Genomic DNA, 20,350 nt, shown 5'->3' on the forward strand with positions numbered 1-20,350 from the left:
TTCCGTCCGGAAGTGCGTCAATGGCCATGTCTCCGGACGGCCGCGTCCTATGTCCCACGATCGGCAAACTCGGCGTGAACCTCCAGGTCAGGCGGTATCGCGGCGCGCGGGCAGCGCCAGGGACAGCGCGGCGGCTGCCACCAGCGCCACCGCCATGACCAGGAACGCGCGGCCGCACGCGCCCGCGAGCCCGCGGCCGGCCGTGGCGGCGGTGAGGGCGGCGAGGCCGAGCGCGCCGCCCGCCTGCTTCGCGGTGTTCATCAGCCCGGACGCCGCGCCCGCGTCGGAGGCGGCGACGCCCGAGGTCACGGTCGTCGTCAGCGGCGTGTTGAGCAGCCCGCCGCCGATCGAGGCGAGCACGGCGGGGCCGAGCACGCCGCCCGCGTAGCCGCTCGCGGCGGTCGCGGTGCTCTGCCACAGGAACCCGGCCGCGGCGGTCAGCGCCCCCGCGATGATCAGCGTCCGGTCGTCCAGCCTGCGCATGAGCCGGGGCGTGACGCGGAGCCCGACGGCCATCGTGAGCAGGGTGTGCGGCAGGAACCCGAGCCCGGTCTCCAGCGCCGAGAAGTGCAGGACGTCCTGCATGTAGAGGGTGAGGAAGTACCACATCGGCACCTGGAAGCACGCACCGGTGAGCAGCATGACCGCGTTCCCGGCGGCGACGGCGCGCAGCCTGAGCAGCCGCGGCGGGAGCAGCGGGACGGCCGCCGACCGCGTCTCGACCAGCGCGAACACCGCGAGCAGCACGGCGGACGCCGCCAGCGCGCCGGCGGTCACCGGGTCGTCCCAGCCGCGCGGTGCGGCCTGCATCAGCCCGTAGGCGAGCAGCGCCAGTCCGGCGGTCGCGGACGCGGCGCCGGGCACGTCCAGCCGCCCGGCCCGCCGCTCACCGGCCGGCAGCCGTCGCGCCGCCGCGATCGCGACGGCGCCGATCGGCACGTTGACCAGCAGGATCGAGCGCCAGGACAGCAGTTCGGCGAGGGCGGCGCCGACGAGGTTGCCGGCCGCGCCGCCCGCGAGGCTCACCGCCGTCCAGATCGCGAGGGCGCGGGTGCGGTGCGGCCCTTCGGGGAACCGCGCGGTGAGGACCGCCAAGGTCGCGGGGGCGAGCACCGCCGCGCCGAGCCCCTGCCCGGCGCGTGCGGCGACCAGCAGGCCCGGCCCGGTGGCGAGCCCGCCGACCAGGCTCGCCACCGTGAACAGCGCGAGGCCGGCGGTGCAGATCCGGCCGGCGCCGCGCAGGTCGGCGAGCCGTCCGCCGGTCAGCAGGAACCCGGCGAACGCCAGCGTGTAGGCGCCCGCGACCCACGGCAGGTCCGCGTCGCCGAAGCCGAGGGCGGACTGGATCGCGGGAAGCGCGACGTTCACCACGGACACGTCCAGCACGACCATGAACTGGGCGGCGCAGGCGAGCGCGAGGACAAGCCCGGCCGGCGCCGCCCGCGCCCCGACGGCGGCCGGGCCGGTCGCTTCCCGTGACGTCACGCATCCTCCCGAGCAAATCAATGTGTCCGACTTGGTTTGCTCGGGGCCACGCTACGCTCGCTAGACTTCAGCGGTCAAACCAATGCAGTCACATCGAAAAGCCGATCGAGAAGCAGGGAGCGGTCATGGACCGGCGCACCCGCGGCCCCGGCGTCCGGCACGAGCAGCGGCGGCAGGAGATCGCCGACGCGGTCCTCGCGGTCGTCGCCGACGGCGGCGTCCAGGCGGTGTCACTGGCGGAGGTCGCGGCCCGCGCCGGCGTCTCGGCGGGCCGCGTCCAGCACTACTTCCCGGCGAAACGGCAGCTCATCGAGGCCGCGTTCGAGCGCGGCAACGAGCTCAGCAGCGCCCGGATCAGGGCGCGGGCCGGCGCCGACCTCGACGCCGCGCCGCCCCGCACCGTGCTCACCGCCGTGCTGACCGAGCTGATCGCCCACGACGCCGAGACGGAGGCGCACCTGCGGGTCCGGCAGTCGTTCACCGCGCTCGCCCTCACCGACGAGGCCATCGCCGACCGCATGCGCACCGACTACGCCCGCTTCCACGGGCAGATCGCCGACCTGCTGCGCCGCGACCAGCGCGACGGCGCGCTCCCCGCGGACCTCGACCCCGCCGAGACGGCCCCGGCGCTCGTCGCGCTCGCCGAAGGACTCGCCTACTACGTCCTGATCGGCGTCACGTCCCCGCCGGCGGCCCGGGCGCGCGTCACCGACGCCATAGCCGCCCTCTACGGCTGAAAGGGCGGGTCAGCGGCCGGCGGGCTCCTCGTGGCCGGTGTCGACGCGCCGCCCCCGCTGCGGCTCCCAGCCGTGCGCCTCCAGCGCGCGCAGGAACGCCTCCACCATCACCGGGTCGAAGTGCGTGCCCGCGCAGCGCCGCAGCTCCCGCTGGGCGTCGGCGACCGGCATCGGCTGCTTGTAGGGGCGCGCGGAGGTCATCACGTCGAACGCGTCCGCCACGCCGATCACCCGCGCGAACTCGGGGATCTCGTCGCCGACCAGGCCCATCGGGTAGCCGCCGCCGTCCATCTTCTCGTGGTGGTGCATGATCCCGGCGAGCGCCTCGTCCAGGAACCCGATCTCCCGGACGATCTCCAGCCCGTGCATCGGATGCAGCTTGACCGCGGCGAACTCCTCGTCGGTGAGGCGGTCCTCGCTGCGCAGGATCCTCGTCGGCACGCCGATCTTCCCGATGTCGTGCAGCATGCCCGCGTACCGGATCGCCTCGACCCGCTCCGGCCGCATCCCGATCTGCCGCGCGATCATCACCGCGCCGCGCGACACCCGCTCGGAGTGCCCGCGGGTCGCCGGGTCCTTGGTCTCGACGGCCTGGCACAGCGCGGCGAGCGTCGCGTCGTAGGCGCGGCGCTGCCCGAACGTCTGCTCCAGCGCCCACCGCGCGGCGAACAGCGGCAGCAGCACCAGTACCGCGACCAGCGGGCCGAGGTCGGCCCACAGCCCGGCGATCAGCAGCCCGTACATCCCGTACCCGACGCAGACTCCCGCGAGCTGGCCGCTGTCGCGCGCCATCTCGCCGAGCTCGCACTCGCCGCTGAGCAGCAGCGCCCCCGAGGTCAGGACCAGGTTGACCAGCACGAACGTCAGCAGCGCGCCGACGAACGGGCCGAGCGCCTCCCACACCCAGCCGGCCTGCCCCGGCTCGAACCGGGCCCCGCCGAGCGCGCCGAACACGACCCCGGCCGTGTAGCCGCCGACCGCGAACTGGGCGCCGTTGAACAGCCGCTTGACCAGGGCGACCTTGCGCTGCCCGGTGGCGACCGCGCTCAGCCCGACCAGCGCGGCGCCGGCCGGGCCGAGCAGCACCACCGACGCCAGGCTCACCGCGAAGCCGAGCGACATCCGGGCCCGCTCGACGTTCAGCCGGGCGGGCAGCGAGTCGCAGAGGACGAACAGCGCCAGCAGCGCCACCAGCACGTGCGGGTCGACGTCCCCGGGGGACGACGCGCCGATCAGGACCGCCGCCAGGGCGATGACGACGCAGACGTAGAGCCAGGCGGCGCGGGGCAGTCCAGGCATGCCGTCTCCCGGGGAGTCGACTCACGATCACTCACGGTGTCCGAGTGATCACTGAAAGCATACGCCACCTTGACCCCGCCATGGGACGGTCGTCGGCGGTCCAGGCCGGCGTGCATCCGGCCGGACTCTGGACGAACCGGGTGAACGCCCCTATTCTCGCCTGCACTAGATGCAAAAGCACCTAGTGCAGAGTTGAGGAGTGGGCGTGAAGCTCGAGTTGCCCCTGCTGGGGCTGCTGGCCATGCGCCGCATGAGCGGCTACGAGATCAAGAAGTGGCTGGACAGCGAGGGCCAGTTCCTCGGCCTGGACCGCCACCCCAGCCAGATCTACCGCGAGCTCAACCGGATGCAGGTCGACGGGCTGATCGAGTTCGACGTGGAGAACGCGCGCGGCGGCGGCCCGGACGCGAAGGTCTACCGGCTCACCGCGGCGGGCGGCGGGCGGCTGCGGCGCTGGGCCGGGTCCGCCTACGACCCGCCGAAGCGGTTCCAGGCCCCGGAGTTCACCTGCCGGCTGCTGTTCACCTCGATGCTCGACGCCCCGCGGGCGCTCGCGCTGGTCAAGCAGGAGCTGGAGTTCCGGGTGCGGCAGGTCGCGCGCAACCGGGGGCGCGACCGGGGCATCCCCGGCGGCCTGGAGCCCGGGGTGGACGCCGCCCGCCTCCGGTTCGTCGGCGAGGAACTGCACCGGCACGGCATGGCGGCGGTCGACGGCTGGATCGACTGGCTCCGCCGGATGGAGGCCGCGATGGAGGCGGACGGCTGGCAGGACGCGTCGTGAAGGCGATCATGGTGCTGTTCGACAGCCTCAACCGGCGGTTCCTGCCGTCCTACGGCTGCGACTGGGTGCACGCGCCGAACTTCGCCCGGCTGGCCGGCCGGACGGTGTCGTTCGACAACTGCTACGCCGGGAGCCTGCCGTGCATGCCGGCGCGCCGCGAGATGCACACCGGCCGCTACAACTTCCTGCACCGCTCGTGGGGCCCGCTGGAGCCGTTCGACGACTCGGTCCCGGAGATGCTGAAGGACGCCGGCGTCCACACCCACCTGGTCACCGACCACCAGCACTACTGGGAGGACGGCGGCGCCACCTACCACAACCGGTTCAGCACCTACGAGTTCTTCCGGGGCCAGGAGGGCGACGCATGGAAGGGCCACGTCGCGGACCCTGAGATCCCGGACGGCCCCCGGATGATGCGGCACGGACTGTGGCGCCAGGACTGGATCAACCGCACCTACCTGCAGGACCAGGCCGACCACCCGCAGACCCGCACGTTCGACGCCGGGCTGGAGTTCCTCGCCACGAACGCCGGCCAGGACGACTGGTTCCTGCAGATCGAGTGCTTCGACCCGCACGAGCCCTTCTTCTCCTACGCGGACCACAAGAAGCACTACGACCCTGACTACACCGGCCCCCATTTCGACTGGCCGGACTACAAGCGGGTGGACGAGGGCCCCGAGGTCGTCCAGCACGCGCGGGACGAGTACGCGGCGCTGCTGACGATGTGCGACGCGTCCCTGGGGCGGGTGCTCGACTTCATGGACGAGCACTCGATGTGGGACGACACTCTCCTGATGGTCTGCACCGACCACGGCTTCCTGCTCGGCGAGCACGGCTGGTGGGGCAAGAACATCCAGCCCTGGTACGACGAGACCGCCCACACGCCCCTGTTCGTGTGGGATCCGCGTTCGGCGGACGCGGCGGGGGAGCGGCGCGGCGCCCTCGTCCAGACCATCGACTTCGGCCCCACGCTTCTGGACTTCTTCGGCGTGGACGCCACGCCCCGCATGCAGGGCCGCTCCCTCGCGCCCGCCGTGGCGCGGGACGAACCGCTCCGCGAGGCGGGGCTGTTCGGCTCGTTCGGCGGGCACGTCAACGTCACCGACGGCCGGTACGTCTACATGCGGGCCTGCGCGTCCCCCGCCAACACGCCGATCTACGAGCACACCCTCATGCCGACGCACATGAACGCCCGCTTCGGCCCGGCCGAGCTGGCCGATGCGGAGCTGCTCGGCCCGCTGCCCTTCACGCAGGGCGCGCCGGTGCTGCGCGTCCCGGGCTCGGCATGGGGGAGCCCGTACGCGTTCGGGACGCTGCTGTTCGACCTGGAGACCGACCCCGACCAGCAGACCCCGATCGTGGACGACGAGCAGGAACTCCGGATGATCGGGCTCCTCCTCGACCTGATGCGCGCCACCGACGCCCCCGCCTCCCAGTACGAACGGCTCGGCCTGCCCCTGGACGGCCCCGCCGACGAGTCCCATCTCCAGGTGCGGCGCCAGCTCCCCCAGGCGGAGGCGGCACGGCGCCCCGTCCCCGAGGCGGCGGACTTCCGTGCCGGATGGCCGTCGGTGAATTCGCCGCTGCGGAGGCTCCTGGACGACCCGGCGACGCGTCCCGTCCTGGAACGCCACATCGGCGTCCTGCCGGAGCGGCTGACCCGGCCGCTCGGCGACACCCCGCTGGTGCGGCTCGCCACCGTCAACCCCGCGTTCGGCTCCGGCCTCCTCCAGGCGATCGACGACGACCTCGCCGCCCTCTGATCCTCGCTCTCACCCCCGAAGCGCTCGCCGCCGAGCGAGCCCGAGCACCAGGAGGATTCCGCATGCCCACCGACGGCAGAAGGGTCCCGGTCACCTCGTCCGATCCGGTCTCCGGCCAGGCGGCCGGCACCGGGGAGGTCCCCGGCCGCTGGCGGAGGCTGGCCGCGATCACCGGCACGCTCTGGGCCGACAGCAACGAGGGTTCCGTCCTCACCACGCTCGCCCCCGTCATCATCAACGCGCTGGCGCTCCCGCCGAGCGCGCTCGGCGTGCTGACGTCGGTGAGCAAGGCGGTCGGCATCCTGTTCGGTCCGCTGTGGACGTGGATCGCGCACCGCACCGGCCGCAAGGGCGTGCTCATCGTGTCGACGTCGTTCGTCGCGGCCGGCTCGGCGGTGACGGGGCTCGCGCAGAACTTCGTCCAGCTGCTGCTGCTCTGGTCGCTCGTGGCGGTGTTCGCCGCCGCGTCCCTGCCCATCGTCACCGAGATCACCGCGGACCTGTTCGACGAGCGGGCGCGGGGGCGGGCGAGCGGCTACACCTTCGGCGCGCTGGCGATCGTGGCGGCGGTGCTCGGTCCCCTCATCGGGCAGCTGTCCCGGTTCGAGGGCGGCTGGCGGATCGGGTTCTACGCCTCCGGCGCCCTCGGGCTCCTCGCCGTGCTGTTCGTCGCGCTCGGCTTCCAGGACCCGGGCGTGGGCGCGAGCGAGCCCGCGCTGCGCGGGCGGACGGCGGAGCGGCGCGAGGCCGACGCGAGGCTCACCCTGGCCAAGCTGCGGAGCCTGGCGGCGATCCCCACGTTCGTCCTCATGCTCGGGCAGCGGCTCATCTCCGGGCACCTGCTGGTCACCACCTATGGCGTGCTGTTCCTGGTCAAGACGTACGGCTTCAGCACCGCGACCGCGTCCGTCGTGGTGCTGCCGCTCGGGATCGGCTACCTCGTGGGGACGATCGCGGGCGGGCTGGTGACCGATGGCCTGCACGCCCGGATGCCGGGCAAGGGGCGCGTCATCGTCCTGCAGGCCGCCCAGTTCGGATTCGCCGTGACGGCCCTCGTCGGCATGCAGGCCGACTGGCATTCCATCGGGGTGTTCGCCGCCTTCTGGGCGGTGATGGGGCTCATGCAGGGGATCAACCCGGGCGTGAACCGGCCCATCGTCATGGCCGTCGTCCCGCCGGAACTGCGCGGCGCCGCGTTCGCGCTGATGCTCTCGGTGTTCGAGGCCCTCGCGTTCATCGGCTTCAACCTCGGCGCCGGCCTGCTGATCGACGTGGTGGGGCTGAAGAACGTGATGCTATGGATTCCCGGGATCCTCATGCTGGTGAACGGCGTCTACTGCGGGGCCCTGTACCGCACCTATCCACGCGACATGGCCCGCCTGGACGCGATGCTCGGCGAACGGGAGGCGGGGAAGACCATATGAGCTGCTGCCAGCCGCAACGGGCGCGGTCCGGCGATATGGCCGCGCCGGAGGAAGCCGCGGCGGCGCCGCAACGGGTGGTGCACGACGAGGTCGCCCTGCCCGGCGGCGAGTTCCTCATGGGCGACGCGTTCGGTGAGGGCTACCCGCCGGACGGCGAGGGCCCCGTGCACGCCGTGGTGCTCGACCCGTTCCGCATCGACGCCACCACCGTCACCAATGACATGTTCGCCGCGTTCGCCGCCGCCACCGGGTACCGGACGGAGGCCGAGCGGTTCGGGACGTCCGCGGTCTTCCATCTCGCCGTCGCGGCCGACCGGCGCGACGTCCTGGGCCGGGCGCCGTCCGCGCCGTGGTGGCTGGAGGTGCGGGGCGCCGACTGGGCGCATCCCGGCGGTCCCCGCTCCGGCCTCGACGGCCTCGGTGACCACCCGGTCGTGCACGTCTCCCACAACGACGCGCTCGCCTACTGCCGCTGGGCCGGGCGGCGGCTGCCGACCGAGGCCGAGTTCGAGTACGCCTCGCGCGGCGGGCGGACCGGCCTGCGCTACCCGTGGGGAGACGAGCTGACGCCCGGCGGCGAGCACCGCGCGAACATCTGGAACGGGACGTTCCCGGCCCGCAACACCCTCGCCGACGGGTACCTCACGACCTGCCCCGTCCGCGGCTTCCCGCCCAACGGCCTCGGCCTCTACGAGACCAGCGGGAACGTGTGGGAGTGGTGCGCCGACTGGTTCTCGCCCGGCTACTACCGCACGTCGCCCAAGGAGAACCCGCGGGGCCCGGAGCGCGGGACGGCCCGGGTGACGCGCGGCGGCTCGTACCTGTGCCACGAGTCGTACTGCAACCGGTACCGGGTGGCGGCCCGCACGTCCAACACGCCCGACTCGTCCACCGGAAACTGCGGTTTCCGGACGGTCGCGCTCTGACTCGATCGTTTCTGGGGCGTTCGCGCGCGATCGGGGTAATGCCCGGATGCGGCCCCGCTCACCGGGGCATGTAGAACTACGTTGCCGGTAGTAGGTCGATCGGGGTGAGGCCCGGCTTCGCCCCGTTGGAGGCGGATGTCGTGAGCGGGGCGGGCGGCCGCGGGCGCGGGAACGTTCTTCGGCGTGCGGTGCGGTGGGGCGGCAGGACGGCCGTGCGGACGCTGTCCGCCCTGCTGGAGCCGCTCGCGCTGCTGCTGTTGAGGCCGGCGAACCGGCGGCGGGCGCGGCGCGCCCCCGCGGCGACGGCCCGCAAGGTCGTCTTCCTGGTGCAGCACGCCTACGGCGCGGGCGGCACGGTCCGCACCGTGCTGAACTGCGCGGGGCAGCTCGCGCGGCAGCGCGAGGTCGAGGTCGTCGGGCTGATCCGGGAGCTGCGCCGCCCGGGCTTCCCGATCCCGGACGGCGTCCGGGTGTCCGCGCTGGACGACCGGGTCGAGCCGCCCGGCGGGCTGCGCGGCCTCGTCCGCCGGGTGCTGTCGCGGCTGCCGAGCCTGCTGGTGCCGATCGGCGAGCCGTCCTACCGGCGCTGCTCCCTGTGGACGGACCTGCTGCTCATCCGGTTCCTGCGGTCGCTGCGCACCGGCCTGCTGATCACGACCAGGCCGAGCCTGAACCTCGCGGCGGCGGTGTTCGCGCCACCGGAGGTCCGCACGATCGGGCAGGAGCACATGAACCTCGGCAGCCACCGGCCCGCCGTGCACGACCGCGTCCTGCGCCGGTACGGGCGGCTCGACGCGGTCGTCACGCTGACCGCCGCCGACCTGGCCGGCTACCGGCGCGAGCTGCCGGGCGCGCGGCGCCTCGTCTGCATCCCGAACGCGCTGCCCGAGCTGAACGGCGGGCCCGCCGACCCGGCCGCGCGGACCGTGCTCGCCGCCGGGCGGCTCGTCCGGCAGAAGGGCTTCGACCTGCTGCTGGACGCCTGGGAGCAGGTGGCGGCGGAGCATCCGGGCTGGACGCTGCGGATCTACGGCGGCGGGCCGTGGCGGCAGCGGCTGCAACGCCGGATCGACCGGCGGGGCCTGGGATCCAGTGCGTCCCTGATGGGCCGGACGGACGACATCGGCACCGCGATGTCCGAGGCGTCGGTCTTCGTGCTCAGCTCCCGCTACGAGGGGCAGCCGCTGGTGCTGATGGAGGCGATGAGCAAGGGCCTCGGCGTGGTGTCGTTCGACTGCCCGACCGGGCCGCGGGAAATGCTCACCGACGGCGTCGACGGCCTGCTCGTCAAGGGCGGCGACGTGGCGGCGCTCGCGGCGGCGATCGGCCGGATGATCGACGACCGGGCGTTGCGCGTCCGGCTGGGGGAGCGGGCGGTGGGCGCGATGGCCCGCTACACGCCGGAGGCGGTCGGCGCGGAATGGGACGCGCTGCTCGACGACCTGGTGCGGCCCGCGCCGACGCCGCGTCCGGCCCGCCGCCGCGTTCCGGAGAAGGAGGCCGGGCTCCTCTGAGGTCGAGTTCTTCTGAGGTCCGGCCGGGCTCAGGACGGCTGGTCGCGGGGGTCGCCGCCGAGCAGCCGGAGCAGGACGTCCTCGTCCTCGGGGGACAGCTCGCTGACGAAGTGCGCGAGGACGTCCGCGCGCTGGTCGACGCCGCCGAGGAGCCGCCTCATCTGCACCGCCCTGCGGCCCGCCTCGTCGCGCAGGAACGAGTACGCGTAGCCGCGGCCCGCGCGCTCGCGGCCGGCCGCGCCCTTGTCGTACAGCCGCGCGAGCACGGTCATCACCGTGGTGTAGGCGAGCGGCCGGGCCAGCCGTTCCCCGACCTCGCGGGGGGTGAGCGGCGCGCCGGCGTCCTTCAGGACGGCCAGGACCTCGGCCTCCAGGCCGCCCTTCGCGCGCCGGTCGCCTGCGGGGCTGGACATGGGTGTTCCCTTCGTTGCGCATTGCGACGGTATGGCACGCTCCACCCAACCTACCCGGGGAGCAGGGCCAGCCGCTCGAAGCCGGGCGTCCACCAGCGGGTCCGGTCGGGCGCGATCGCGAACGCCTCGACGCCGGGACGGGCGGCCGCCCACTCGCGCGCCGCGCCGCCCATCACGAACGCGGCGGTGGCGAGCGCGTCGACCTCGGCGATGCGCCGCCCGACGAGGGTGAGGGAGGCCAGCTCGGCGGCGGGCCGCCCGGTGCGCGGGTCGACGATGTGGCCGCCGCGCTCGGCGGTGCCGGAGGTCGCGATGGCGAGGTCCGTGCCGGACACCACGGCGGCCAGCGCGGCGGGGTCCGCGGGGTCGGCGAGGCCGATCCGCCACGGCTCGCCGGGCGCGGCCTCGCCGCGCAGCTGGATGTCGCCGCCGCCGTTCACGCAGTGGTCGCGGGCCCCGGCCTCGTGCAGGATCGCGGACGCCCGCTCGACCGCCCAGCCCTTCACCAGGCCGCTCGGGTCGAGCCGGCCGGCCGCCGTCGCGCTGAACGCCCCGCCGGTCTCGCGCTCCAGCTCCGCGCATCGCCGCAGGACGCCGGCCACGTCCGGGTCGCAGCCGGCCGTGTCGATCTCGCCGCGCGCGAGGCGCGAGATCTGGCTGTCCTCGCGGTAGGGGGAGAAGACGCGGTCGACGCGGTGCAGCCACGCGACGGCCTCCGCGAGCGCCACGGTGATCTCCGGCGTGCGGGGGGAGCGGACGTCGAACGAGAAAACCGTCCCCATGACGTGCTCGACGTGGTGGACCGAGGGCTCAGGCACGGGCGGCGTCCAATGCGCTCTGCAGCGACCGGATGTAGCCCTCGCTGGTGTAGGTGGCGCCGGACACCGAGTCGATGTGCGCGTTGCCCGCCGCGAGCGCCTCCTTGGTCAGCTGCGGCACCGAGAACCCGGCGATCTCGCGGTCGCGGCCGTTCTCCGACGGCGTCTGCAGGACGCGGACGGCCGTCAGCCTCCCGCCGGTCGCGGTGATCTCGACCTGCACCGGGCCGTACTTGGTGTCGATGACGTCGCCCTTGAACGTGCCGCTGGTCTTGGCGGACGAGCCCCCCGAAGCCCCGGACGTTCCAGATGTTCCAGGCGTTCCGGAGGACCCCGCCGAGGAGCCGCCGGCGGTGCCGGGCGCGCTGCTCCGCGGCGCGGACGAGGACGAGGAGACCCCCGTCACGTCGCTGTGGTGCGGCTTCAGGCCGAGGAGCAGGACGACGCCGGCGGCGGTTGTCCCGGTGGCGATCAACGCTCTGCGCATGGGACGGCCCTCTCAGAACTCGAACGACTCGTTGCGGATGTGCCGGCGGCGCACGCCCGCCTGCTTCAGCGCCGTGAGCGCGGCCCCGGTCATCCCGGGCGGCCCGCACAGGTACACGTCGCGGTGCCGGACGTCGGGCACCAGGCCGCGCAGCGCCCGGCCGGTCAGCGGCAGCGAGTACCCGGCCGGCTCGTCCACGAAGTACAGGACGCGGGAGCCGCGCGCGGCGGCGATCGCGTCGAGCTCGCCGCGCAGCGCCAGGTCCTCGGGCCTGCGGGCCAGGTAGACGAGGACGACGTCGCCGGGGAGCGTCTCGAACAGGGTCCGCAGCGGGGTGATGCCGACACCGCCCGCGAGCAGCAGTGCGCGGTCGTGGTGCGGGCGCGCGCCCGTGAACCCTCCGTAGGGGCCCTCGGCCCACACCCGCGTACCTGGGCGCAGCCCGGCGAGGGCGCGGCTGTGGTCGCCGGCCTCCTTCACGGTGATCCGGAGCCGCCCTCCGCGGACGGTCTCCGACAGCGAGTAGGGGTTCGCCGCCCACCACAGGCCGCGGGTGAGGAACCGCCACCGGAAGAACTGGCCCGGCTGGACGCGCAGCTCCTCCAGGTGCCGTCCCGTCATGTAGATCGAGACGACGCCGGGGGCCTCGGTCCGGACGGCGGCGACCCGCAGGTCGTGCCGCAGGCCCCGGACGAGCGGCATCACGAACCGGAACCAGGCCAGCACCAGCGCGACGCCGATGTACAGCGTGTACCAGGCGGCCCTGGCCAGGGGGCTCGAGACGAACTGGGCGCCGTTGGCGAGCTGGTGCCCGAACGCGAGGAAGATCGCCAGGTAGGTGGCGAAGTGCAGGTAGTGCCAGATCTCGTAGCGCAGCTTCCGGCGGGCGACCCGCGCCGAGGTGATCCCGACGCCGATCAGCAGCAGGAACCCGAGGGTGCCCTTCAGCATCTCCGGGTAGTCGAAGACGATCGAGGTGGTCTGGTGGACGACGTCGGTGTGCGACGTCACCGCGTACCCCCAGATGATCAGGAGCACGTGCGCGCAGATCAGGGAGATCGTGTAGCGCCCGCCCATCGCGTGCCAGCGGGCCAGCCGGTCGGTGCCGACGCCCCGCTCCAGCGCGGGGACGCGCGCCATCAGCGCGAGCAGCACGGCGCAGCCGTAGCCCGCCAGCAGCCCGGTGACGCGGCCCGCCTCGGTCAGCCAGCCGTCCAGGCCGACGATCGACCGGGTGCCGTGCCACCAGAGCAGCAGCACGGCCACCGCGCCCGCGTAGACCAGCACCTGTGGCCACGAGGACGGGACGCGCCACGCCGCGCGCGGCGCGGGGGGCGCGGGCGGCGCGGGGCGCCGCCTGATGTCATGCCTGGTCGTGGTCATGCGGGCCACCCTGCCAACCGAGTCTCTGAGTTCCTTCTCATCCGCGGGGAAAAGGACCCGTTGAGAGGCTTCTCTGAGGAAACGCAGAGGTTGAGGAGGGAGGCTGGGGCTGGCATGAGCACTCCCGAACCCGCCGGCGCCGGACTGCGCCGCGCCGACGGCACGCCCGTCCGCGTCCTGGTCGTCGACGACGAGCCCGACCTCGCCGAGGTGCTGTCGCGCGTGCTGGCGTCCGAGGGCTGGTCGGTGCGCAGCGCCGGGGACGGCGCGGGCGCCCTCGCCGCCGCCCGCGAGTTCCAGCCGGACGCCGTCGTCCTGGACGTGATGCTGCCCGACATCGGCGGCCTGGAGGTGCTGCGGCGGCTGCGCGCCGGCGCCCCCGACGTCTGCGTGCTGTTCCTCACCGCCCGGGACGCCGTCGAGGACCGCATCGCCGGGATCACCGCGGGCGGCGACGACTACGTCACCAAGCCGTTCAGCCTGGAGGAGGTCCTCGCCCGGCTGCGCGGGCTGCTGCGCCGCGCCGGGATGACCCGGCAGGCCGGCACGGCGGGGCTGCTGACCGTCGGGGGCCTGGCGATGGACGAGGAGGCCCGCGAGGTCACCCGGGACGGGGAGATCGTCGAGCTGACCCCGACCGAGTTCGAGCTGCTGCGGTTCCTGATGCGCAACCCGCGCCGGGTGCTGTCCAAGGCGCAGATCCTCGACCGCGTCTGGGACTACGACTTCGGCGGGCAGGCGCACGTCGTCGAGCTGTACATCAGCTACCTGCGCAAGAAGATCGACGCGGGCCGGCCGCCGATGATCCACACCGTCCGGGGCGTCGGGTACGTGCTGAAGGCCCCGGAGGCCGCGTGAAGGTCCCGCACGTCCGGACGCTGCGGGCGCGGCTGACCGCGGGCCTGGTCGTCCTGCTGGCGCTCAGCTGCCTCGCGGTCGGCGTCGCCACCACCACCGCCCTCGACCGGTTCCTCGTGAGCCGGATCGACGAGCAGCTCACCGCGACCGGCGGGCACTTCGCGGCCAGCCTCGAGCACGAGCACCACCCCGACAAGGACAACCGCGCGGACTCGCGCGGCCAGGCGTCCGGGACGTTCGGTGCCCGGCTGTTCGAGGGGCACGTGTCCCGGGCCGCGGTCGTGCGCGGGCAGTCCGCCGTGCCGGTGCCGCTGACCGCCGGCGACGACCGCGCCCTCGCCGGCCTGGCGCCCGACGGCCACGGGCACGACCTGGACCTGGCGGCGCTCGGCGGCTACCGGGTCGTCGCCATCCGCGGCGACGACGGCGACGTGCTGGTCACCGGGCTGCCGCTGCGGCCCGTCGCCGACACCGTCCACCGGCTGGAGCGCATCGAGGCCGTCGTCTTCGCCGCCGTGCTGATCGCCGCCGGGATCGCCGCGGCGGCGTGGGTGCGGCTCGCGCTGCGGCCGCTGCGCCGCGTCGCCGCGACCGCGTCCCGCGTCACCGAGCTGCCGCTGGCCAGCGGCGAGGTCGCGATGCCCGAGCGCGTCCCCGACACCGACCCGCGCACCGAGGTCGGGCAGGTCGGCGCCGCGCTCAACCGGATGCTCGGGCACGTCGAGGGCGCGCTGGCCCGCCGGCACGCGAGCGAGGAGCGGCTGCGCCGGTTCGCCGCCGACGCCAGCCACGAGCTGCGCACCCCGGTCGCCGCCATCCGCGGCCACGCCGAGCTGGCGCTGCGCACCCGCGACGGCGTCCCGCCGGACGTCCGGCACGCGCTCGGGCGGATCGAGGCCGAGTCCGTCCGGATGACCGAGCTGGTCGACGACCTGCTGCTCCTCGCCCGGCTGGACGCGGGCCGCCCGCTGGAGTCCGAGCCGGTCGACCTGACCCGGCTCGTCCTGGACGCCACGAGCGACGCCCGCGCCGCCGGACCGGACCACCGCTGGGAGATGGTCCTGCCGGAGGAGCCCGTCACGATCACCGGGGACGCCCGCCGGCTGCACCAGCTCCTGGCCAACCTGCTCGCCAACGCCCGCGCCCACACCCCGCCCGGCACCCACGTCACGGTCCGGCTCGCCCAGCCGGAACCGCCGGGCGCCGTCCTGGAGGTCGAGGACGACGGGCCGGGCGTCCCGGCGGACGTCCGCGACGAGGTGTTCCACCGGTTCGTCCGCGCCGACCACGGCCGGTCCCGCGCGGCGGGCGGCACCGGGCTCGGCCTCGCGATCGTGCAGGCCGTCGCCGCCGCGCACGGCGGCACGGCGGAGCTGGCGGGCCGGTCGAGGTTCCGGATCACCCTGCCGGGCGCCTGATCACGTCCCCGCCGCGCCCGCCGCGCAGATGTCGCCGTCGGCGTGGATCTCGCCCTCGAGCTTGGGGATGCCGGCCTTCTCCTTCGCCTTCACCGAGGTGAAGGAGGTGCCGAGGACGAGGTTCACCACCCCCGGCCCGGCCTTGGGGTACAGCGCCTTCTGCACGCCCGGGATCACCGCGGCGAGCGCGGCGGCCTGCGCCTGCGAGCCCTGCGCGTAGTAGACGCCGGTCGCCTGCCGGGCCTTCATGGTGCCCGTCCCGACGATCACGAAGCCCTGCGCCTTGAGCTGCTTGGCGACCTTCGCCGCCGTGCTCGCGCGCCCGGTCGCGTTGTAGAGCCGCACCTGCACCGGCCCGGCCGTCTTCTTCGCGGCCGCCTCCACGGACTGGTCCTGGCGGACCGCGGTGAAGAACCGGCCCGCGTCCGGCTGCAGCAGCGCCACCCGGTTCGGGTCCGGCGCGTACGCGGCGACGGGCGCGGTGACGAAGTCGAGCTTGCCGGCGGTCAGCCCGTGCATGCTCCGCGCGATCTTCACCATCGTGCCGATGTCCAGGCCCTTGTCGGTGGTCAGCGACTTCGTGCCGGCCTCCGCCAGGTCGTACACCTTCTTCGGGTCGGTCAGCGTGCCGGCGCTCAGCACCTTGTTCGCCAGCGACCCCATGAACTGCTGCTGCCGCTTGATCCGCTGCAGGTCGGACTCGTCGCCGAGGCCGTGCCGGTCGCGGACGAAGGCCAGCGCCGCCTCACCCTCGATGGTGTGCCTGCCCTTCTTCAGGTGCAGCTTGGAGTCCTTGTCGTTCACGTCCTGCGGCAGGCACACCTCCACGCCGCCGACCGCCTCCGTCACGCTCTTGAAGCTGGTGAAGTCGACCTGCATGAAGTGGTCGATCTTGATGTGGGTGAGGTCCTCGATCGTCTTGACCGTGCAGGACGCGCCGCCGTTGGTGAACGAACTGTTGATCATCCCGACCGTCACCGCGGGCGAGGTGGTGCCGTCGGGCCGGCGGCACGCCGGGATCGGCACCATCAGGTCGCGCGGGAAGCTGATGCCCATCGCCTGCTTACCGCCCGGCGACAGGTGCAGCAGGATCATCGTGTCCGAGCGCGGCGGGTCGTTCTTCATGCCGTGCCCGTACTTGGCGTTGGCGCCCGCGCGGCTGTCGGTGCCGAGCATCAGGATGTTCAGCGCGTTGTTCAGCTTCGGCGGCCGGTTCCCGCCGATCAGCTTGTCGGTGTCCTCGTGGTCGATGTTGTGCTGCAGTTGCCAGTAGAAGCCGTAGCCGGTGCCGCCGGCCGCGACGATCAGCACCGCGGTCACGATCCCGACCCACTTCAGCACCCGCCGGCGGCGGCGCCGCGGCGGCGCCGGATCGGGTTCGGGATCCACCTCGTCCGCATAGTCGATGTATGTCGGCTTGCTGCTCATCGCTCCAGCGACCCCGTCTGAATCGTGAGCACCGGTCAGCGGCCACCGCGCTCAGTCGAACCTTGCTCGAAACACGTGACTCAGACGACAGTATCCTCTACCCTCCTCGCCCTAGGAACGATGGTCACGAGGTCGGCTGGAACAACTCCACCGCGTTACCGGACGGGTCGTCGAGCAGGATCTGCCGGCCGCCCACGCCCGTGACGAGGGTGTTGCGGAACGCGGCGCCCGCCGCGCGCAGCCGCTCCACCTCGGCGTCGATGTCGTCCACGACGAGCACCACGCGGTTCCAGCCGCCGGGCTCGGGGACGCGGCCGTCCGGCATGGCCTGCCCGCCGCCGCCCCGCCCGGACGGCGCCGACAGCGCCATTCGCAGCGCGCCCCGCGCGATCATCGCGAAGGTCGGCGCCGGGTGCATCACGACGTCGAAGCCGAGTTGGCCGGTGTAGAAGGCGATCGCCGCATCGACGTCGCGGACGATGTAGCGGACGAGCACGGTCTCTGCCATGCTCCTCTGCTCCCCGCGCCCGGGCGCCTCATTCCGGCGCGACCCGATCTTGGGAGAACCGGGCGGGACTCCGGGGGAAGGCGTCCTAGTCGTCGAGGAGGCCGTCGCGGCGCGCCTCGCGGTACAGCGCGATCCGGTTGGAGGCGTCGCGCCCCGCCCTGGCGTACTTCTCCCGGGCGCGCGCGAGGTACTGCTTCACCGTGTGCTCGCTGATGCCCATCTTGCGGGCGACGGCGGCGCGGGTGAGGCCGCCCAGCCAGAGCCGCATCGTCCGCAGCTCCTGCTCGGAGAACTGGGGGCGGCAGGGCGACGGCCCGCGCGGCGCGTCGGCGGGCGCGTCAGCGGGCGCGTCAGTGGGTGCGTCGGTGGCCGCGGCGAGGATCGCCTCGACCAGCCGGCGCCGGCACTCCCCGGACTCCTTGCGGACGAACGCGCGGGCCCCCGCCAGCTCCGCCCGCCGGGCGAGGTCGGCCTCGGCGCACTGGGAGAACACGACGATCCGGTGCCCGGCCGCGGCCAGCTCGGCGATCCGCGCGAACGCCGGCTCCCCGCCCGTCCGCGGGTCGATGACCAGCACGTCGGCGGCGAGGCGCGGATCGAGGCCGTCGATGCTGGTCGCGGTGTCCACGATCTCGACGGGACGCGGGTCGCCGTCGATCCAGGCGCGGACGCCGGACAGCACCACATCGTGGTCGTCGACGACGGCGACGGTGACTCGGCGGGTGGGAGCCATCGGGGAGCGGGTCAGACCTTTGTTCGGGGCGGGGAGCGTTCTGCGGGCAGGGGCGTGCGCGGACGGACGGTGCGGAGCGGGGAGCGGCAACCCCTCGATCTTACTGAGCGAGACCGTCCCGTCATAGAGAGTTCTGAATGGCCCACCGGTGACGGCCGCCACCCCGGCCGCGCGGGGGCCATGACCGCCGAACGACCGTCATGACAGACGACCCGACTCTGCGCAAACTGAGCCGTACTGCCGAAGCAGCCGTACCGACGCAGGGGGGAACCACATGAACGGGGTCGGTCTGAAGGTCCTCGGTCCGCTGGAGGCGGCCGTGGACGGCCGGCGGGCGGAGCTGCCGAAGGGCGGCCAGCGGGTGCTGCTCGCCGCGCTGGCGCTGAACGCCGGGCAGGTCGTCCCGCTCGACCAGCTGCTGGAGCACCTGTGGGGCGACCGGCTGCCCGACCGGCCGCGCGGCGCGCTGTACTCCTGCGTGTCGCGGCTGCGGCAGTGGCTCGACCGGCACTCGCCCGGCTCCGCCGCGCTGCTCACCACCTCCTCCGGCGGGTACGTGCTGGACCTCGGGCCCGGGCGCCTTGACCTGCTGAGCTTCCGCGCGCTGATGCGCGAGGCCGCCGCGGCGGGGGAGCGCCGCGACCTCGCCACCCAGTCCGCGCGGCTGCGGGAGGCGCTGGCGCTGTGGCGCGGGCCGGTGCTGGCGAACGTCCGGTCCGACGCCCTGCAGCAGACGGAGGTGCCGCGGCTGACCGAGGAGTACCTGCGGGCGGTGGAGTGGCGGTGCGAGGTCGGGCTGGCGCTCGGCGAGCACGACGGGATGGTCGGGGAACTGCGCGCGCTGACCGACCGGTACCCGTTCCGGGAGCGGTTCTGGTGGCAGCTGATGCTGGCGCTGTCGCGGTCGGGCCGCCGCGTCGAGGCGCTCGCCGCCTACCGGAAGGTCAGCACGCAGCTGCGCGCCGAGTTCGGTGTCGACCCCGATCTCGAACTCCGCCGCCTGCAGATGGCGATCCTGCGCGACGACCATTCCGTCCTGTCATTGTGACCGTCCGGAACCGTCCCCCGACATCGTCTTGGCGAGCAGCTCATAGGAGCGCAGCCGTTCGTCGAGGTCGTGGACGAGCGTCAGCACCATGAGTTCGTCGGCCCCGGTGCCTTCGAGCAATTCACCGAGGCGCTCCCGGACGGTTTCGGGGTCACCGATCACATGGTGGGCCATGCGGTCGCGGAGAATCGCGTCCTCCTCGGCCGTCCAATGGCGCTTCGCCGCGTCCTCGGGGGTGACGTTCGGCGCGTTCCGGATGCCTTTCAAGGACTGCTCGACGATGACCTTGGACGGCCCGGCGAGCCATTCGGCGCGCTCGGCGGAATCGGCGACGATGACGGAGGAGGCGAGCAGCGTCCGCGGTTCCGGGAACGCCGCGGACGGCCGGAACGCGTCGCGGTAGGCGCGCAGCGCGGGCTCGGCGTTCTGCGGCCGGATGTGGTGCGCGAACGCGAACGGCAGCCCGAGTTCGCCCGCGAAACGGCCGTTGTCGACGCTGGATCCGAGCAGCCACACGTCCGGCGCGCCGTCCGCCGCCGGGACCGCGACGACGGGGTCGCCGGGGCGCGGCGTCAGCAGCCCGACCAGCTCGCGGACCTGCTCCCGGTACGCCTCCGAACCCGGCGGGCTGCTGACCCGGCGCAGCGCCTTCGCCGTGGTCATGTCGGTGCCGGGGGAGCGGCCGACGCCGAGGTCGATGCGGCCCGGGTTCAGCGCCTCCAGCGTCCCGAACTGCTCGGCGACGACCAGCGGCGGATGGTTCGGCAGCATCACCCCGCCCGACCCGACCCGGATCCGGGACGTCGCCGCGGCGAGCTGCGCGACGAGCACCGGCGGCGCGCAGCTGGCGATGAACGGCGCGTTGTGGTGCTCGGCGACCCAGTACCGGTGGTACCCCATCGCCTCCGCCTCCGGCGCCGTCCGCAGCGACTCGCGCAGCGCCCGCGCCGGCGACGAGCCCTGCCACACGGGCGCCGTGTCGAGAATGGACAGGATCGTCATCGCCGGCTCCTTCGGTCGGTTCCGCTGCCCTGCCGATATTCGCGCCGGGAACCGGAGAGCTCAATAGCGCGGCGCCCCGCTGAAAGGCAACTGCAAGGTAACTGAAATGACCGTCCTCCTAATGTGGTAGGCGCAACGGGGAGGCCCATCCGGGGCCGCCTCGGTTCGCAAGGAGGGTGTGTTTCATGCAGCACAAGGTCGCGGCTTACGAGCCGCCCTCGCTGATGGAGGTCGGTGGCTTCGCCGAGCTGACCCTCGGCCGGCCGAGCTGGGGCTTCGAGAACGACTGGTCGTGCGTCATGCTCTGCTGAGTCACCGCGCGGCC

20 protein-coding genes are annotated in these 20,350 nt (G+C 73.6%); 10 read left to right on the forward strand and 10 right to left on the reverse strand.

Annotated features, from left to right (window positions below; all coding sequences use genetic code 11):
- Positions 1-87: 87 nt before the first annotated feature.
- Positions 88-1,485, reverse strand: a complete 1,398-nt coding sequence (locus tag J4709_RS20345) for an MFS transporter (RefSeq protein WP_307801383.1) — start codon at positions 1,483-1,485, stop codon at positions 88-90.
- 125 nt (positions 1,486-1,610) lie between these two features.
- On the opposite strand from J4709_RS20345, the gene J4709_RS20350 reads away from it, so the two are divergent.
- The gene (locus J4709_RS20350; RefSeq protein WP_208243050.1) at positions 1,611-2,222 is read left to right on the forward strand and encodes a TetR/AcrR family transcriptional regulator; all 612 of its coding nucleotides are present in this window, start codon (positions 1,611-1,613) and stop codon (positions 2,220-2,222) included.
- Positions 2,223-2,231: 9 nt separating this feature from the next.
- Here the strand turns inward: J4709_RS20350 and J4709_RS20355 are convergent, their stop codons facing one another.
- On the reverse strand, positions 2,232-3,521 hold the full coding sequence (locus J4709_RS20355; RefSeq protein ID WP_208243052.1) for an HD-GYP domain-containing protein: 1,290 nt from the start codon (positions 3,519-3,521) through the stop codon (positions 2,232-2,234).
- 205 nt (positions 3,522-3,726) lie between these two features.
- On the opposite strand from J4709_RS20355, the gene J4709_RS20360 reads away from it, so the two are divergent.
- The 5 genes from J4709_RS20360 (at position 3,727) to J4709_RS20380 (ending at position 9,929) form a co-directional block, all read left to right on the forward strand.
- Positions 3,727-4,302 (forward strand): PadR family transcriptional regulator, encoded by a 576-nt coding sequence (locus J4709_RS20360; RefSeq protein ID WP_208243054.1) that lies wholly within the window; start codon positions 3,727-3,729, stop codon positions 4,300-4,302.
- Complete coding sequence (locus J4709_RS20365) at positions 4,299-6,065, forward strand: sulfatase (RefSeq protein WP_208243056.1); 1,767 nt, start codon at positions 4,299-4,301, stop codon at positions 6,063-6,065. The genes J4709_RS20360 and J4709_RS20365 overlap by 4 nt, the downstream gene beginning before the upstream one ends.
- Before the next feature lie 62 nt (positions 6,066-6,127).
- The gene (locus J4709_RS20370) at positions 6,128-7,489 is read left to right on the forward strand and encodes an MFS transporter (protein ID WP_208243058.1); all 1,362 of its coding nucleotides are present in this window, start codon (positions 6,128-6,130) and stop codon (positions 7,487-7,489) included.
- A 35-nt stretch (positions 7,490-7,524) separates the two neighbouring features.
- Positions 7,525-8,415: a formylglycine-generating enzyme family protein gene (locus J4709_RS20375; RefSeq protein ID WP_208243060.1), complete on the forward strand. Its 891-nt coding sequence runs from the start codon at positions 7,525-7,527 to the stop codon at positions 8,413-8,415.
- Positions 8,416-8,627: 212 nt separating this feature from the next.
- On the forward strand, positions 8,628-9,929 hold the full coding sequence (locus tag J4709_RS20380; protein WP_307801385.1) for a glycosyltransferase family 4 protein: 1,302 nt from the start codon (positions 8,628-8,630) through the stop codon (positions 9,927-9,929).
- A gap of 29 nt (positions 9,930-9,958) precedes the next feature.
- Here the strand turns inward: J4709_RS20380 and J4709_RS20385 are convergent, their stop codons facing one another.
- From J4709_RS20385 to J4709_RS20400, 4 genes are read right to left on the reverse strand one after another with little or no spacing between them, the layout of a single operon-like run.
- Positions 9,959-10,342, reverse strand: a complete 384-nt coding sequence (locus tag J4709_RS20385) for a BlaI/MecI/CopY family transcriptional regulator (RefSeq protein ID WP_208243061.1) — start codon at positions 10,340-10,342, stop codon at positions 9,959-9,961.
- Positions 10,343-10,392: 50 nt separating this feature from the next.
- Positions 10,393-11,160 (reverse strand): FAD:protein FMN transferase, encoded by a 768-nt coding sequence (locus J4709_RS20390; RefSeq protein WP_208243063.1) that lies wholly within the window; start codon positions 11,158-11,160, stop codon positions 10,393-10,395.
- Positions 11,153-11,647 (reverse strand): FMN-binding protein, encoded by a 495-nt coding sequence (locus J4709_RS20395; RefSeq protein ID WP_208243065.1) that lies wholly within the window; start codon positions 11,645-11,647, stop codon positions 11,153-11,155. The genes J4709_RS20390 and J4709_RS20395 overlap by 8 nt, the downstream gene beginning before the upstream one ends.
- 12 nt (positions 11,648-11,659) lie before the next feature.
- Positions 11,660-13,030, reverse strand: a complete 1,371-nt coding sequence (locus tag J4709_RS20400; protein ID WP_208243067.1) for a ferredoxin reductase family protein — start codon at positions 13,028-13,030, stop codon at positions 11,660-11,662.
- Between the two features lie 114 nt (positions 13,031-13,144).
- Here J4709_RS20400 and J4709_RS20405 point away from each other — a divergent pair, with 114 nt between their 5' ends.
- Together J4709_RS20405 and J4709_RS20410 are read left to right on the forward strand one after the other, a co-directional pair.
- Complete coding sequence (locus J4709_RS20405) at positions 13,145-13,888, forward strand: response regulator transcription factor (RefSeq protein WP_208243069.1); 744 nt, start codon at positions 13,145-13,147, stop codon at positions 13,886-13,888.
- The gene (locus tag J4709_RS20410; protein ID WP_208243072.1) at positions 13,885-15,306 is read left to right on the forward strand and encodes a sensor histidine kinase; all 1,422 of its coding nucleotides are present in this window, start codon (positions 13,885-13,887) and stop codon (positions 15,304-15,306) included. The genes J4709_RS20405 and J4709_RS20410 overlap by 4 nt, the downstream gene beginning before the upstream one ends.
- On the opposite strand, the gene J4709_RS20415 is transcribed toward J4709_RS20410, so the two are convergent.
- The 3 genes from J4709_RS20415 to J4709_RS20425 form a co-directional block, all read right to left on the reverse strand.
- On the reverse strand, positions 15,307-16,734 hold the full coding sequence (locus J4709_RS20415) for an LCP family protein (protein ID WP_208243074.1): 1,428 nt from the start codon (positions 16,732-16,734) through the stop codon (positions 15,307-15,309). It lies immediately after the preceding gene.
- Positions 16,735-16,858: 124 nt separating this feature from the next.
- Complete coding sequence (locus J4709_RS20420; protein ID WP_208243076.1) at positions 16,859-17,242, reverse strand: VOC family protein; 384 nt, start codon at positions 17,240-17,242, stop codon at positions 16,859-16,861.
- A gap of 85 nt (positions 17,243-17,327) precedes the next feature.
- Positions 17,328-17,975 carry a helix-turn-helix transcriptional regulator gene (locus J4709_RS20425; RefSeq protein ID WP_208243079.1) on the reverse strand — a complete coding sequence of 216 codons (648 nt, stop codon included), beginning with the start codon at positions 17,973-17,975 and terminating at the stop codon, positions 17,328-17,330.
- A 274-nt stretch (positions 17,976-18,249) separates the two neighbouring features.
- Between J4709_RS20425 and J4709_RS20430 the strand changes: the two genes are divergently transcribed.
- The gene (locus J4709_RS20430) at positions 18,250-19,023 is read left to right on the forward strand and encodes an AfsR/SARP family transcriptional regulator (protein WP_208243081.1); all 774 of its coding nucleotides are present in this window, start codon (positions 18,250-18,252) and stop codon (positions 19,021-19,023) included.
- On the opposite strand, the gene J4709_RS20435 is transcribed toward J4709_RS20430, so the two are convergent.
- Entirely contained in the window at positions 19,015-20,025 is a 1,011-nt protein-coding gene (locus tag J4709_RS20435; protein WP_208243083.1) for an LLM class flavin-dependent oxidoreductase, read from the reverse strand. The genes J4709_RS20430 and J4709_RS20435 overlap by 9 nt on opposite strands.
- A gap of 185 nt (positions 20,026-20,210) precedes the next feature.
- On the opposite strand from J4709_RS20435, the gene J4709_RS20440 reads away from it, so the two are divergent.
- Positions 20,211-20,336: a lasso RiPP family leader peptide-containing protein gene (locus J4709_RS20440; RefSeq protein WP_208243091.1), complete on the forward strand. Its 126-nt coding sequence runs from the start codon at positions 20,211-20,213 to the stop codon at positions 20,334-20,336.
- Positions 20,337-20,350: the final 14 nt, after the last annotated feature.

The sequence above is a fragment of the Actinomadura violacea genome (genome assembly GCF_017573465.1).
GTDB lineage: Bacteria > Actinomycetota > Actinomycetes > Streptosporangiales > Streptosporangiaceae > Spirillospora > Spirillospora violacea.